The 14,646-nt window shown below is 43.8% G+C and carries 11 protein-coding genes; 6 read left to right on the top strand and 5 right to left on the bottom strand.

What is annotated here, in order from left to right:
* The first annotated feature begins 163 nt into the window (after positions 1-163).
* Positions 164-2,098 carry a metallophosphoesterase gene (locus tag B0E43_RS29950; protein ID WP_077349245.1) on the top strand — a complete coding sequence of 645 codons (1,935 nt, stop codon included), beginning with the start codon at positions 164-166 and terminating at the stop codon, positions 2,096-2,098.
* Positions 2,099-2,103: 5 nt separating this feature from the next.
* Positions 2,104-3,195, top strand: coding sequence for an MBL fold metallo-hydrolase (locus B0E43_RS29945; protein ID WP_139352726.1), 1,092 nt, complete (start codon positions 2,104-2,106; stop codon positions 3,193-3,195).
* Between the two features lie 29 nt (positions 3,196-3,224).
* On the opposite strand, the gene B0E43_RS29940 is transcribed toward B0E43_RS29945, so the two are convergent.
* The 4 genes from B0E43_RS29940 to B0E43_RS29925 form a co-directional block, all read right to left on the bottom strand.
* Positions 3,225-4,757, bottom strand: coding sequence for a DUF1593 domain-containing protein (locus tag B0E43_RS29940; RefSeq protein WP_077349241.1), 1,533 nt, complete (start codon positions 4,755-4,757; stop codon positions 3,225-3,227).
* A 177-nt stretch (positions 4,758-4,934) separates the two neighbouring features.
* On the bottom strand, positions 4,935-5,900 hold the full coding sequence (locus B0E43_RS29935) for an alpha/beta hydrolase (protein WP_168171930.1): 966 nt from the start codon (positions 5,898-5,900) through the stop codon (positions 4,935-4,937).
* Between the two features lie 368 nt (positions 5,901-6,268).
* A complete protein-coding gene (gene bla / locus B0E43_RS29930) occupies positions 6,269-7,009 on the bottom strand; it encodes a subclass B1 metallo-beta-lactamase (RefSeq protein WP_077349237.1) in 741 nt (246 codons plus the stop codon).
* A gap of 16 nt (positions 7,010-7,025) precedes the next feature.
* Positions 7,026-7,367, bottom strand: a complete 342-nt coding sequence (locus tag B0E43_RS29925) for a nucleotidyltransferase family protein (protein ID WP_077349234.1) — start codon at positions 7,365-7,367, stop codon at positions 7,026-7,028.
* A 214-nt stretch (positions 7,368-7,581) separates the two neighbouring features.
* Between B0E43_RS29925 and B0E43_RS29920 the strand changes: the two genes are divergently transcribed.
* From B0E43_RS29920 to B0E43_RS29910, 3 genes are all read left to right on the top strand, one after another.
* Positions 7,582-7,800 (top strand): DUF4287 domain-containing protein, encoded by a 219-nt coding sequence (locus B0E43_RS29920; RefSeq protein ID WP_077349232.1) that lies wholly within the window; start codon positions 7,582-7,584, stop codon positions 7,798-7,800.
* 304 nt (positions 7,801-8,104) lie between these two features.
* Complete coding sequence (locus B0E43_RS29915) at positions 8,105-8,467, top strand: DUF4180 domain-containing protein (protein WP_077349228.1); 363 nt, start codon at positions 8,105-8,107, stop codon at positions 8,465-8,467.
* A gap of 295 nt (positions 8,468-8,762) precedes the next feature.
* Complete coding sequence (locus tag B0E43_RS29910) at positions 8,763-9,302, top strand: dihydrofolate reductase family protein (protein WP_077349226.1); 540 nt, start codon at positions 8,763-8,765, stop codon at positions 9,300-9,302.
* Positions 9,303-9,332: 30 nt separating this feature from the next.
* Here B0E43_RS29910 and B0E43_RS29905 read toward each other — a convergent pair whose 3' ends face one another.
* The gene (locus tag B0E43_RS29905) at positions 9,333-10,670 is read right to left on the bottom strand and encodes a metallophosphoesterase family protein (RefSeq protein ID WP_077349224.1); all 1,338 of its coding nucleotides are present in this window, start codon (positions 10,668-10,670) and stop codon (positions 9,333-9,335) included.
* A 592-nt stretch (positions 10,671-11,262) separates the two neighbouring features.
* Here B0E43_RS29905 and B0E43_RS29900 point away from each other — a divergent pair.
* Positions 11,263-14,643, top strand: a complete 3,381-nt coding sequence (locus B0E43_RS29900; RefSeq protein WP_077349220.1) for a helicase-related protein — start codon at positions 11,263-11,265, stop codon at positions 14,641-14,643.
* Positions 14,644-14,646: the final 3 nt, after the last annotated feature.

Here is a 14,646-nt window from a genome sequence, read left to right as displayed (position 1 = left end):
AATGAGATGAATTTTTGATTCCAATTCACTTTGGAAAAAGGTGCTGAATCTGCCGGATTTGAAAGAAATCCCAAAATAAATATCTGCCTCATTTAGCCCTTTTGGCGGAAATCGATGTATCACTTGATAGAACCCATCTCCTCCATCCATTTCCCTTTCTTCCATGAAGAAGCTTTTGCGCTTTGTTTTGCCAATCCTCTTGGCAAGTCATATTTCCCTTGCTCAGTCCACTTTCCAAACTGAAATAGAAACTCCCAAAAAACCCTGGACTCATCTGGAATTTAATGACCATCAACCGGACTTTAACTTTATTGTGGTGGGTGATCGGAATGGAGGAAACCGCCCGGGAATTTTTGAGGACGCCGTGCAGAAAATCAATCTGCTCAACCCAGAGTTTGTGATCTGTGTAGGGGATTTGATCCGAGGAAATACCGAAAATCCGGTTCAGCTCAACCGGGAGAGACGGGAGTTTGACAGCTTGGTTAATCAATTGCAGTTTCCATTCTTTTACGTGGTAGGCAATCATGACATCTCCAATGACTTTATGCGACAAGACTGGGAAGAAAAATACGGAAAGCGGTATTATCACTTCACCTATAAAAATGTTTTGTTCCTGGTTCTGGACAGCACCGATGATGAGGTAGCAGGTCTCAGTCCGAAACAAGTCGCCTATGCCCAAAAAGCTCTGAAAGATAATCCCGATGTGCGATGGACCTTTGTCCTATTTCACCACCCCATCTGGAAATGGGAAGGCAACCGATTCGTGGAAGTTGAATCCGCACTGGCTGATCGAAAATACACCGTCCTGGCTGGCCATGAGCATACGTACAACTACACCCTTCGAAACGAACGAGACTACATCAACCTGGCCACAACCGGGGGAGGAAGTGCCATGCGGGGAAGTGCTTTTGGGGAATTTGACCATGTCATGAGCATTTCTATGCGTGACGGACAACCAACCTACGCAAATCTTGCAATGAAGGGGATTTTTGAAAAGGATTTGTATTCCATTAAATCGGATTCTCTATCGGCTGCAGTTGCAAAAAACAGCCTCATGGAAAACTACCTGCTCTGCAAACCCGGAGAAACCTTTGAGGAGGGCACTCTCTCGCTCTATTTTGACAATCCCAGCCCAAGTGCAGTCCAAATCGACCTGGAATTCCTGCACCACAACCACCTTCAGATCAGCGAAACCAGCAAAAAAATCACCTTGGCTCCAAATACGCGGGGAAAAGCAGTTTTCGAAATTTCCTCAAATTCCGGTTTGCAATACGCCCAGCTCGAGAAACTCAGCTGGAGGTGGAAAGTGCAGACCCTGGCTTCCGGTTTAAAACAAGAACTGGCCTTGGAAGGCATCAAATCGATTCCGGTTAAACCCAGCACGACAGACTTGATTTTTCCCCAGTCAACTGAATTTCTTCAAACCGAAACTGTAGGATTCAAGATACCCGATCCTGAAATGCAGGTTTGGTATCAACTCGACCCAAACACCCCAAAACAGAAATACACGAAACCTTTTACCATCAGCCAAACCTCCGAATTGAGGTATGGGATAGAGAATGAAAAGAAACAGATCAGTCAGACTTTTTCCAAGACATTCCGAAAAGTAGCCTATATGCCAGCGGTATCGGTCAATACACCAGAACCAGGCTTGGAATACAGGTATTATGAAGGTGATTGGAAGGCAATGCCCGATTTTAATCAGAATACCCCTTTGGATTCCGGTGTCTTTGACAATGGGTTTAATCTGAGTGATACCAAAAAACGGGAAAACCAATTCGGCTTTGTCATGGAAGGCTACCTCAAGGTTCCAGAAGACCGGTTCTTTTTCATCCAAACCAAAGCTGAGGATTCTTCCAAACTCTATCTCCATGGACAGCTGGTTGGAGATGCTGACCAGCCGGATTCCAAGGGACAAGCGCAATTCGGTGTGGCGCTCCGAAAAGGTTACCATCCCATCCGCATCGAATATTTGGACATTGCTGAAGAGGAACGTTTTCGCATGTATCAAAAATTGAAGTGGGAGGATAGCTGGGAATTTATGGAGTTTGAAGACTGGCTTTTTATCAAAAGCAATCCAAAAACTATCCAAAATTGATTTCCATGAAAAAGTTTGTCTGCCTGATTTGGAGTATTGCCTTTGCTATGAATGTAATGGGCCAAAATGCCTCGACTTCACAGAAAAAACCAACGACCATCGACCCTTCCCTGACCAAAGTCGAGGATGAATTCATGAATCGCCAATCCGCTTATTTTCTTGATCTCATCGAGAAAAATCTCCATACCCATCCTCCACTGATGGAAACTCCTGAAGCCAGGATGCTCACGCTTTACATGCTTGACGCAGTTTTGCATGACAAATATGCCGCTTATAGGGAGCCGGTTCAGAAGTTTTTCCATCATCGCATCGATCAGGCCCTGACGGAAATAGAAAACACCAAAGTCGATTCAGGCATCAAAATCTGGAAATTGTATAACATCGGTTTTATCGCCCGAACCAAAAGCGTGACGATAGCCTTTGACTTGGTCACCGGAAACACGCCAGAAGCAATTGGGTTTGCAATACCGGATGCCACGATGGAGAGGATTATTAAGCAGTGCGATGTGCTTTTTATCAGTCACCGCCACCGGGACCATGCTCAGATCGAAGTGGCCCAATCCTTTTTGGACAAGGGAAAAGTAGTGGTCGCGCCGCCTCAGGTTTGGGAGGGACAGGAGATCCATTCCAGAATCACTCACCTCAAACGGGAATCGCATACCAAGCAGAAACTGGCACTTAAAGGAGGCAAGGTAAATCTGGAAGTGGTCAACTACCCCGGACACCAAATGTCCAGCCATGAAAACAACGTTCCGCTGATCTATACTCCTGAGGGAATCACCATCGCCCACTCCGGTGATCAGATCAATGAAGGAAAATTCATGGTCGATTACGATTGGATCGATGACGTCCACAAACACCATCAGCTAGATATTTTCCTGGTAAACAACTGGACTAATGATATCCTGAGAATTGCCAAAGGCCTCAACCCGAAATTGATCATTCCTGGGCATGAAAATGAACTGGGGCATACCTTTGATGATCGGGTTCCTTATTGGGGAGATGAAAAATACCTCGGTCTGGAATACACCCAATTGAAGCAAACCTACCCTGTTTTGCTGATGGTTTGGGGAGAGTCATTCCATTATTCCAAATAAAGGATCCACACAATTTTCTAATCCTTTATTTATTCCACTTCTACAACAAACCGAACATACCTGGTCATCGGATGTGCGGCATTGTCCCTGACCTCAGCGATGACATGAAGCTGCCCGGTGGAAGATCCGTCCAGAGCCACCTCAACTTTATTCCCTGCACCGGTCAATTGAACCGATCCGGCATAAGTCCCGACCTCTTTGTAAATCCAGAATTTGGTCTCGAGTTGGTCCCCATCCGGATCGCTGGCCTGAACTTCCAAGGTCAATTTGTCTCCCGGTTTGGCTGAAAGCCGGGTTGGTCCGACAGCCTTGACTTCCGGCTGATGATTGGCATCGGCAAAGTCCATCACGCACCAATCCGCCCTCGCTGCAAAATCTTCCTGAATGGCTTCTATCCAGCGGATTTGGGGGTAAGTTGCGTCTAGGGTATCGGTAAATGGATTGAAATCCAAGACGTTTTTCCCGTCTTCCCATCGGTTTGGTTGCTCGGCAGACTGAACCAGACGGCCGCCCCAACCGCCCCATTGCGGCTGATTCAGATTGTCCAAACCCACATCAATCAGATGCAGGTATGCCGGAGAGTCACCCTCTGAGATAAAGTCGTAGATGCCAAAACTTCCCCACTGTCCATTCTTGATTTTGGTCGAGTCTCCATGGATATGTTCATCGTCTCCAACTTGAAATTGGCCGTCCCCATAGCTGTAATACTGCTTCAGCAGCGGCCCATGGTTGTTGATGATCTCATCGCCCATAAATTTCCCCTCGAAAAGGTAATGCTGGGATTCGGGTACAGCTCTTTTCCAAGGATAGGCAAAGCACCAAAACTGGCTTGCATTGTAGTAAATCTTCAGGTCCGGCCAGTTGGGAGCGATGTATTTGCGATAGGTCGCATCCTGATCCAAAATGGCATAAATGATCGCTTTGCCAATTACTTTCTTGTAAATGCTTTCCCAGTCCGGCGTGCCTTTGTATTGATCTTCGATGGACTTGAGCGCCCTCGCGATGGTATTCGTTCCGCCCCAAACTTGCAGGTAGATCGGTTCCATATCGTCATCGAGCAATTTCGCTTTGATAAAGTCCGAACCCTCGGTATCGACTTCCATTTCTCCTTCAAAGTCGATGTTCCCTACCCGCACCAAGCTTCTCAGATATTCCGCTGTGGGAAATCCTTCTGCATGCTGACTCAGTTTGGGATAAACGGCCTCATAAGCATCCAAAAGCGGGTTCATCCACTCCACTCCCGGCCAGCGAAGGTCTGTTTTGGCTCCATACATGGTTTTGGTCATTTCCATTTCAGAGGTGAAAAGTGTCCCCTTGCCATCACCCTTGTAGTGCCACATGCTGCTGCTGTAGATCAGCCCTTCGATCCGGAATTCATTGGCATAAAGCAGCATTCGGATAAAAGAATCCACATCGTCAATCTCCCCGTCCGTGGTGACGATGGTGCGGGGCTTTTTTATTTCAGGAGCTACTTCCGAGACCGATTCGGTTTTGGGTTGGCAGGAGAAAAAGGAAAATGCCAGAATCAGACCATAAAGGAGGAATTTGTGGGTTAGTTGCATGGGTTAATGGGTTTCGAATAGGCAAAATAGCTAAAAACCATTGAAATGGTTTTGGGAATGGATGGTGCAAACCATAGCCCACGGTTTATGGTTCGACTCAGCTCACCAACCGGGTGGGCTATGGAGAAATATCTACAATTGGGTAAATGGCTTCAGCCATTTATTTAGGACCTGAAATTATTCACCTCCCCGACTGGCATACGTCCGATCCAGCCAATCCACGACCATTATCCAGCTTTCCCGTGGGATCACGGCATGGGTGGTGTTCGGCATGACGACAAACTCCTTTTGGTCACCCGGCACCAAGTCATAAAACTCCCGTACTTTCTCGACAGTAAACAGTTCATCCCCATCCCCGATCCCTACCAAAACCGGAACATTCAAATCCGATGGAATCCGAAGCGTCTTCACGTCCAGCATCATCAAAAACCTCGGAGTATAGCGAAGATTAAACAGACTATCCTTGGTCACGGTCATTCCTTCGCGATAATATTCATAGGATTGATGGGAAGGACGGACTATTGCACTCGCAAAGAATCTTGCTTTCTCCAACAGAGTAGGCTCTTTGGAGACACCTTTCCTGCCCTCATATGCACCGGAAAGCAGTACCAATCCGGAGATCTCGTCCGGAACCACATTGGCAGTAAGCATAGCAGTAGCAACTCCCAGACTGTGCCCCAAAACCACAACTTCTGAAAAACCAAGACCCTTAATGTATTTGACGGTCTCACCCAAATCTTCAATCCATCGATCTTTGCCAGGGGTATCCCCACGATTTCCGCCAGAAAGTCCATGTCCGCGGTAGTCCAAACCAAAGGTCACATAGCCACTTTCGGAAAATGGCTTTCCCGCCATATCGTAAGCACCGCTATAGGCCGTAATTCCATGAAGAATCAGAACCGCCACGCCGGATTTTTCAGGTGGTATGCTGTCGGGATTCCAACGGCGCAGAAACAGAATTTCCCCGTCTGAGGTAGTGATCAAATGGTGCGGTTCGGCGAATTCATCTCTTAGAACTGTCGCCCTTTCTTCTGAAATACTTGCATGTTTAGTCTTTGAATCGACAGGGTAATAGGCCAAAACAAAGGCACAAGCGAACACTAATAACACCAGGCACAACAGGATCTTGAATACTTTTTTCATATGCATCAGACGAATTAACCGAAAAGGAATAGGTGATGATTAAAAATAAGGAATTCGGGATGATAAACCATTGACATCCCTTTGCCGCTGGTCTGACATTTGAAATCTCAAGACGCTGGGCGGAATTTGGGGATCCTGCATTCCTGCCCTATATCATCGGGAATTTTCAATTCCCCTTTTCACCCTCGAAAAACAGGATTGGGCTAAAGCCCAGTGAGTATCTACTCATTTTTTCAGCCTCCAGCTAAAGCAGGAGGCTATTCATCTCAATTTAACCTAAAATGAATTGGAATGTGGCTTTAGCCCATTCCACCCAAATCCCCTTTCACAACCAAGGGCTTTAGCCCAAAGAATCCATTCTTTTTCCATCACTTCCCTCCAAACAACCGGATCGTAAAATCCAGCAATTCCGCATCCCCAACCTTCCCATGGCCAGGAATGACAGTTCGGACATCCGAAAAAGTTGACTTTACTTTGGTGACTGTCTCCGACCAGTCCGCCGTATTGGCATCACCCAAAAAGCCAACACCAGCCCCGACCTCCTTGATCAGGCAGCCTCCAAAAAGTACCTGATCAGCCGGTACATAAGCCACCACATTGTCACGGGTATGGCCTTCTCCCAAAAAACGAATTAACACTTCCAAACCTCCCACTTCCAGAATCAACTGCTCCTCAAACCCGTTTTCGGGAACAAGATTTCCCTCAGCTTTGGCCAGTGAATTGGTTTTTAAACTACCAAAGGAAGGAATACTCTGTGCATGAAATGCATCCAATCCACCCACGCAGTCATCGTGAAAATGAGTGGCAACCACACCTTTTACCTTTACCTTTTGATTCGTTTCCAGCCAGGCAATCAACTCTTTGCTTGCCTCATTATCCGCAGGGGTGTCAAAAACCAGTGCTTCGCCCTCATGAATGACCAGCATCCCGTTGCAGGCCACTTTGCCAAAGTCGTCCGTGCTCAGGTAGCTGACATGGACAAAAGTATTGGGACTGAGCTGCTCGATCTGGAGCGTTTCGGATTGATAGAGGGGCTTGGGCTGCTGGGCAAAAAGTGGCTGAACTGCAAAAAACAGGACGAAAAGTAAACTGCAAAAATTGATTTTCATTTGAAATTTAGGGCAATTATAAGGACAGAACTTTTTGAATCAATGAGCTTTCGGATTCATACAGAGAAACTTTTGATCTGTTGATTTCGGCTATTAGTATTGGGTTTTTAAGAGATTTTTCAGAAACCAAATCAATGGGTCTGTTAAACAAGCTCTCTAACTTTTCCAGAAGGCCAAAGTAGTTATCAGCATAATCCAGAAGTTCGATGGAGTTGGAAAAGCTGACCAAAAAATCCAGATCACTGGAATCGCCAAAATCCCCATGCGCTGCAGACCCAAAAAGAGCCAAAGAATCCACCTGATGCGCTTTGCACAAAACAGTGAGTTGACTTAGTTTCTTTTCGACGAGTGGAATCATGACATTCCAAAGTTAATTTTTTTACCCATTCAACTTCTATCAAGTTTACGGCCAATCAAGCAATTCGATGCTAGATACCACAATCCATGGTCGCAAAATCCCATTCAAATTGACGCAAATCCAGGTCAGAATTACTGAAAAGGTCTTTTATCTTTGAATACCGAGGACTTCGAATGCAGCCTCTTGTCTCAATTTTAACCTAATCCACTATCCCATGTCCTTCCAAGCCTACCTCGACAACATCCAATCTAAAACCGGTAAGTCTCCGGAAGACCTCAAGAAACTCGCAACCGAAAAAGGTTTTCTGGAAAACGGAACCCTCAAACCTGAAGTAAAAGCCGCTCAGATCGTCCAATGGCTCAAGGAAGATTTTGACCTCGGACACGGACATTCCATGGCAATCTTTGCCTATTTCAAAGGAAAAACGAGTTAAGGGACGATGGTCGACTGATGGCCAGAATATGGTTTATCACCAAACGAGGATTTCTTATTTCCTTAGCAAAAGGAAAAATGCCGTAGGCATGAACGATTGACTTGCCAGTCAATTCATTGACTGGCTTAGGAGGATGGATTTTCTGGGAAATGCCTTCAGGCATGGCCGATAGCTTTTGCACATGAGTTTTTAATCCCCCTAACCTCCTTGAAAAGGGTAGTCTCGTCAATCTCAGCTTTTAACCACTTTTTCTCAGGTAAGTGCGAAAATTTTCGATGTTCATTTTTATCAAACCTAGACTTAAATGAAGATAGAAACACACACGATCAATGACATCAGGATTGCCGAAATCGTCTCGGACGAACTGGTGATCAAAACTGCTGAAGACGGTTTGGACTTGCTCGGCAATTTGTATTACCAAGACTTTGACAGGATCATCCTTCCGGCAAAAAACATCACACCGGAATTTTTTGACCTAAAAAACGGAATGGCCGGAGAAATCCTTCAAAAGTTTTCCACCTATCGGGTGAGGCTCGCCATCGTCGGCGACTTTACCCCGTATTCAGGTAAAAGTCTCAGGGATTTCATCTACGAAAGCAATAAAAACCGACAGATCAATTTTGTGGGTTCTACGTCAGAAGCCATTCAGGCACTTTCCAGCTTATAAAATTCTATGATTGTCTAAAACAAACACCATTCACCAAATTATACTTCAACATAATTCGACAGGCTCATCAGCCGAGCTCAGTACAAGTATTTTGAATACACCTCGACAAGCTCGGTGTCCGGTAGCACTCAGTCTTTAGGGAGGGGGAGGAAAGGCGGCGAAGCCGCCTTTCCTCCCCCTCCCTAACTTAAAGCAATGTCTCGGTGGTCGAGCTTGTCGAGACCAATTCATAAATTTTAAACACTGGCGTAAACACAAATATTGACTTGAAATTCACAGCAAAACAACGATTCAAATGAGCAGAAAGGTAAAAGTATTCATCGCAACCAGCCTGGACGGCTACATCGCCAAACCGAACGAGGACCTGAGCTTTTTGAAGATCGTAGAGAAAGAAGGTGAAGACTATGGCTATGCCGAATTCACCGCCACCATTGACACCATCCTCCTCGGCAGAAAGACCTACGACTGGGTGCAGCGGGAGATTGGTTCCTCACACTACGACAATGGCGAAAGAGAGGTTTACGTTATCACCAGAACCAAAAGACCCAATGTCGGCCGAACCACATTCTACTCAGCCAGTTTACCCGATTTGATAGCCGAATTGAAAAGCAAAAGTGGCAAAGACATCTATTGTGACGGCGGAGCGGAGGTTATCACGGAACTCTTGAAAAATGACCTGATTGACGAATTCATCATTTCAATGATACCGATCTTGGTTGGTGACGGGACCAGACTTTTCAAAGACGGGAGACCTGAACAAACATTGGAGCTCATTTCCACCAAGCAGTTTGACAAAGGTCTGGTTCAGCTTTATTACAGGCGGGTGAAAGAGTAATCGGGCAAGTCTCAAGACTTTAAGCTCACATCATTTGGCATTTTTCCGATTATAAGCTCCTCCCGGAAACAGATTTTCCGGATGGGAATCGGAGGAAATATGTTCCAGAAACCGGTTGTAAGAATTTTCCTGCTTGACCAGATCAAATGAATCGTAGAGTTCCCCCATTACGGTATAAGTCCGGAATTCAAGCTTTCCCCCATCAATGGTGATCTGCTGGTAGAACTGAGTATTCAGCCCCAATCGGTCCATCCATCTTCTTTCCGGCACGATCCCATACATCTTGGGCCCTGCCACAGAAACCAAATAAACCGGTCCTGCCTGTCCTTGGGGCACATTGATGGTTTGATACTGCCGACTTCCACGTCCATACATATGGTCATGCCCCTGGAGAACCAGGTCGGTTTTATATTTTTCAAACACAGGTTGCCAGGAAGCTCTAAGCTCCGGATAGTCTCCGTGATTTCCGTCTCTTGCCGAGAAAAGCGGGTGATGATAGGATACAACAGTCCACTTTTGGGGGTTGTCTTTCAGAACTGATTCCAACCAATCCGTCTGAATTTTTAGATCCTCTTCGGAATTCAACGCCATCATGGTGTTGAGCACAACCAATCGCATGGATTGATAATCGACATAAAACACACTTTCCTCAAGGCCTTTTGGGCCGTTTTGGGGAAGTTCAAATTGTGCATTCCAGAAGAGAGAAAGCGTGGATTCCTCCGAACCGGGAAGGTCGTCATACTCGTGATTGCCCGTGACCGGGACGATGGGCATGACTTCGGGGATATGCCCGAGGCTTCGAAACCAATCATTCCATTGCCCAGCATCATGTCCGTCATTGACGCAATCTCCGGCGAAAAGCATAAACCCTGCATGGGGAGCCTTGGCATAAGCGGCACGCATCGCCCGGGTGCCCCAATTCAAAATATCGTTCTGAATATCTCCCAAGTAAAGAAATGAGTAGGGTTCATTTCCCTTGTCCGGAGTGGAAAAATGATTCCAACCTGTCCATTCGCCCTGTTCATCCCCAACCCGATATCGGTAGGTCTGGCCCGGCAACAGGTCTTCAAAAGTAACGGAGTAGTAATAATACTCCCGATTCTGAACATCCTTTAATTGCAGCACCCTTGGAATGACTGACTTAAGGTCAGGATTCATGGGAGTGTCATCTGCCAATGCCAGTTGTGCCAAAGGAGCCAAAGCCAAAGAGTCAGTTCTCCAGGTCACACTTTGGGAACGGGAAGGTTCTTGGTTCCAGGTTAAAATGACATGTTTAGGATAGTTTCCTTGAGCAAAAGCCAAATTCCCCCAAAGCAAGGCAATGATTCCAAAAGTGAGTTGTCCGGCAATCCGGTTCAAAACTGTCATAGGCAATCGATCTTATCCTATGTTATACTTCAAAAAACCGAAAGAAGACCAAGGGAAAGGTTGAGGTTGGGTGTTTTCTTTTTGGAACTATTTCGGATTGCGGAGAAAAGTTGGGGCTAAAGTGAACTGAACTGCTGAAGTGGAGAACTATTTTTGAGTTTTACGAAAGGCAAAAAATAAATCCCCCAAATCGAGAACTAAGCCTTGCAGGAATGGAAGTGAGATGGTATTTTGAGAAAGTATTCGGGGGAAATCGGGATCTGAAGCCTGATTTTTCAAGGGAATAAAAAACACCTGGGGTGCATCTAGGCGAACAAAAGTGGGGTATAGGCATTCTAAAGGTGCACAAATAAACAAATTATAGCCAATGTCATAGGGTGTCTGTTCCATGGACGATAGACCTACCCAAAATTTAAACAATAACACAAAGACAAACCATTTTGACAGGTGAAAAACATACAGACCATAATTCAAACGGACAACGAGTGAGAAGACACTCAATTCGACCCTTCGCAAAACCCAAAAAACCACTTTTTAGCCAACTCTTGACGATAATTGGAGATATTCACGAAATTTTATTTTGACACTGTAGATGCTATTAGATAATAAAACCAAAACAGAAGATAGCGACCACTACAAAGTGTTTGACTTCATCAAAAACTACACTGAAAGCGGTGGTCTTGACCTTGTGACAGGTTTCTTTTCTGTTAATGCTTTGGCGTTAATGAAAGACGACATTAACCAAGCAGAAAAATTCAGACTGATTTTGGGAAATCTAATGCAGGACGAAGCACAGCTAAACAAAGTTATTGACCTGCTTAACGGAAATACTGGCATCAGTGGGACACTTTCATTAAGTGCAGCAGCGCAAAAAGCAGTTGAGTTTCTTCAACAAGACAAAGTTCAGGTAAAATCAATCCAACGAAATTTTTGCCACGCAAAAACATACATCTACAACGACAAAGACTCAAGAAAGAACTTTCACATTATTGGCAGCTCCAACCTCACAGACGCTGGACTTGGAATTAAAGAAAGCAGCAACATAGAACTAAACACAGCAGCCACAGGCAATGACAACGACTATAAGGAATTAAAAAAATGGTTCAAAAACCAATGGGAAAATGTTGCTCTTGAAAAAATTGAACTAACCGACAAGACCAAAGTTGAAGTAAAGCAGCACATCATTGAATTGATTAAAAACCTTTTCAAAGAATACACACCTCACGACCTATACTACAAAGTTCTTTACGAACTTTTCAAAGACGACTTGCTTGAACTTTCTGGTGATGCAGAATTCAAACGTGAAATTGCTCATTTAGAAGAGACCATCATTTACAAAACGCTTTTCTCCTATCAGCAAAAGGGAGCAATCAGTTTAATTAAAATGCTTCAAAAATTCAACGGAGCTATTTTAGCTGATGCAGTTGGTTTGGGAAAAACTTGGACTGCTTTGGCGGTGATGAAATACTTTGAAATCAAAGGATACACTGTTGTATTGTTTTGCCCTAAAAAACTTCGCAACAACTGGGAGCAATACCAATCACACAGGGGTTCACGGTTCGAAAAAGATGAAATTGAATACTATGTGAGAAATCACACCGACCTGCAAGACGAAAGACTATCAAATAATTATCCTGACTTTTCACTTTCAAAACTGCAACGTAAACAAAAATTGCTTTTGGTAATTGATGAAAGCCACAACTTACGGAACGACAAATCATCCCGATACAAATTCTTTGTTGACAATGTTTTGCTGCCCGAAAAAACCAATCGTGATGTAAAGGTTTTGCACCTTTCAGCAACGCCAATCAATAACAAACTGATGGACATTCGTAATCAGTTTAAGTTGATGACTAAAGGGCAAGACAATGGTTTTAAAGAAACAGATTTGGAAATTGACAGCCTTGAAAACATATTCAGAACAGCACAAAAAGACTTTAGTGAATGGTCTGATCTTGACGATAGAAAAATTGCAGACTTCATTGCCAAACTTCCACAGAAATTTGAAAAACTCACAGATGCTTTAATTGTAGCAAGAACAAGAAAACTGATTGAAGGCGAATTCGGAGAAATGAATTTCCCGAAAAAAGACTACCCAATAAATGAATACATTACACCCGAAAATTTAGGAGACCTAAAATCATTTGATGATATTCTAAATGCTTTGCGGGTAAACCTAACGGCTTACCGTCCCTCTGAATACATTAAAGGCCTGAAAGTGGAAAGCGTTTTGGAAAACCCGAAACAGCGTGAAAAGTTCTTGGTGAAAATGATGTATGTCCTTTTGATGAAACGCTTGGAATCAAGTTGGTTTTCATTTAAAAGCACCGTTGAAAATATTCTGAAACATCATAACAATGCTCTGGACAAGGTAAATCTGTTTATCAAAAATCAAACGGACAGTTCATTAGAAGATGATTTCACAGACGAAGAACAAGAAGAAATTGACGAAACAGCAGCCGAGATTGAAGCCGAGAACGACCAACCCATAACGCTTGGAAAGAAAAATCCTGTTCCGCTTTCTTCAATTACAAACATTGATCTTTTCAAAAAACATTTGGAAGCCGATGTAACCAAACTAACACAACTGAAAGAAAGCCTTTTAAAGTTTGAAACTGAGTTCAATGCAGGAAAGGCGGATGATGATAAACTCAATAAACTGATTGAACACATCACAACTAAACAAAAGAAGTCTGACAACAAAAAAATATTGGTGTTCACCGTTTTCAAAGACACGGCAAAATTCTTATATGATGAATTGAAAAAGAAAGGAATCAAAAATGTGGCTTTTGTTTCAGGTTCTATCAGTGAAACTTTTGACGGCTATTCAGGTGACAAATTTGAACCGATTTTGGAACGCTTCGCCCCTTTCACTAAGCTTTACAATGAAAAAGATTGGTCAGAACTGTATGAAAAGGCAAACCTTTCAGAAGATTATAAAGAAGCGGATAAATGGAAAGTGCCTTATAACAAGTGGCTTGAACTGATTGCAAAACACGACAAGGCAACGATAAAGAAAATTGAAAATCCGATTGATGTATTGATTGCAACAGACTGTTTGAGTGAAGGACAAAACTTGCAGGATTGCGACACGGTTGTAAACTATGATATTCATTGGAATCCTGTTCGACTGATTCAGCGAATGGGACGTATTGACCGGATTGGTTCGCCTAACAAAACCATTAAAGGAATCAACTTTTGGCCTGGAAAAAACTACGAAGATTATTTGCGACTGAAATCGAGAGTTGAAAACCGAATGGCATTGATGAGTGTGGTGGGAACAGAATTGGACGACAAAATGACTCCTGAATTTCAGCGAATGGTTGAAGAAAATCCATTGTTACCAAAACAAGCCCAAAAGATGTTGGAGCAATTGCAAATAACTTGGGATGATGTGGAAGTAAGTGACGAAACTCTTGGATTGAACGATCTTTCATTGGAGCAGTTCCGCCAGGAATTATTTGAGTTCTTTAAAAAGAACGAAGAGTTTTTCAAGAAAATACCAAACGGAGTTTTCACAGGTTTCAAATTCAGACCAAATACAAAATGGAAAACAATGCCTGAAAGCATTATTGCGGTTTTAGGCTATCCCAAGCGACCTGATGAAGCCATTAACCACGTTTATGACGAAATTCATTTACTGCATCAAAGTATTGAAGATGGCAAAAGCGGAAAGTTGGTATTGAACAACAATCAGGAAATTTTGACCTTGCTTCGGAATCACAAATTAGAAGCCCGATATGTTCCTAAAAACATTGACAAAGGCGACCAAGCAGTTTTAGACAAGTTGGCTGCTGCGGTTGGTGGTTGGGTAAAATCACAAACAACACCCGTTGCAGTAAATCAAATTCAGGATTTGTTTACAGGTGATGTAACACCAAAGAAAATATCTCCCGAACAAAAGAAACTGGAAGATAAATTCAAGAGTGAAAATTTCGATTTAATCAATTGGTTTGTAATTTCTAATAAGTAATCA

Origin of the sequence: Algoriphagus sp. A40 (genome assembly GCF_002002735.1) — a bacterium.
Taxonomy (GTDB): domain Bacteria; phylum Bacteroidota; class Bacteroidia; order Cytophagales; family Cyclobacteriaceae; genus Algoriphagus.
This window is presented reverse-complemented; position numbering and strand designations above follow the sequence as displayed.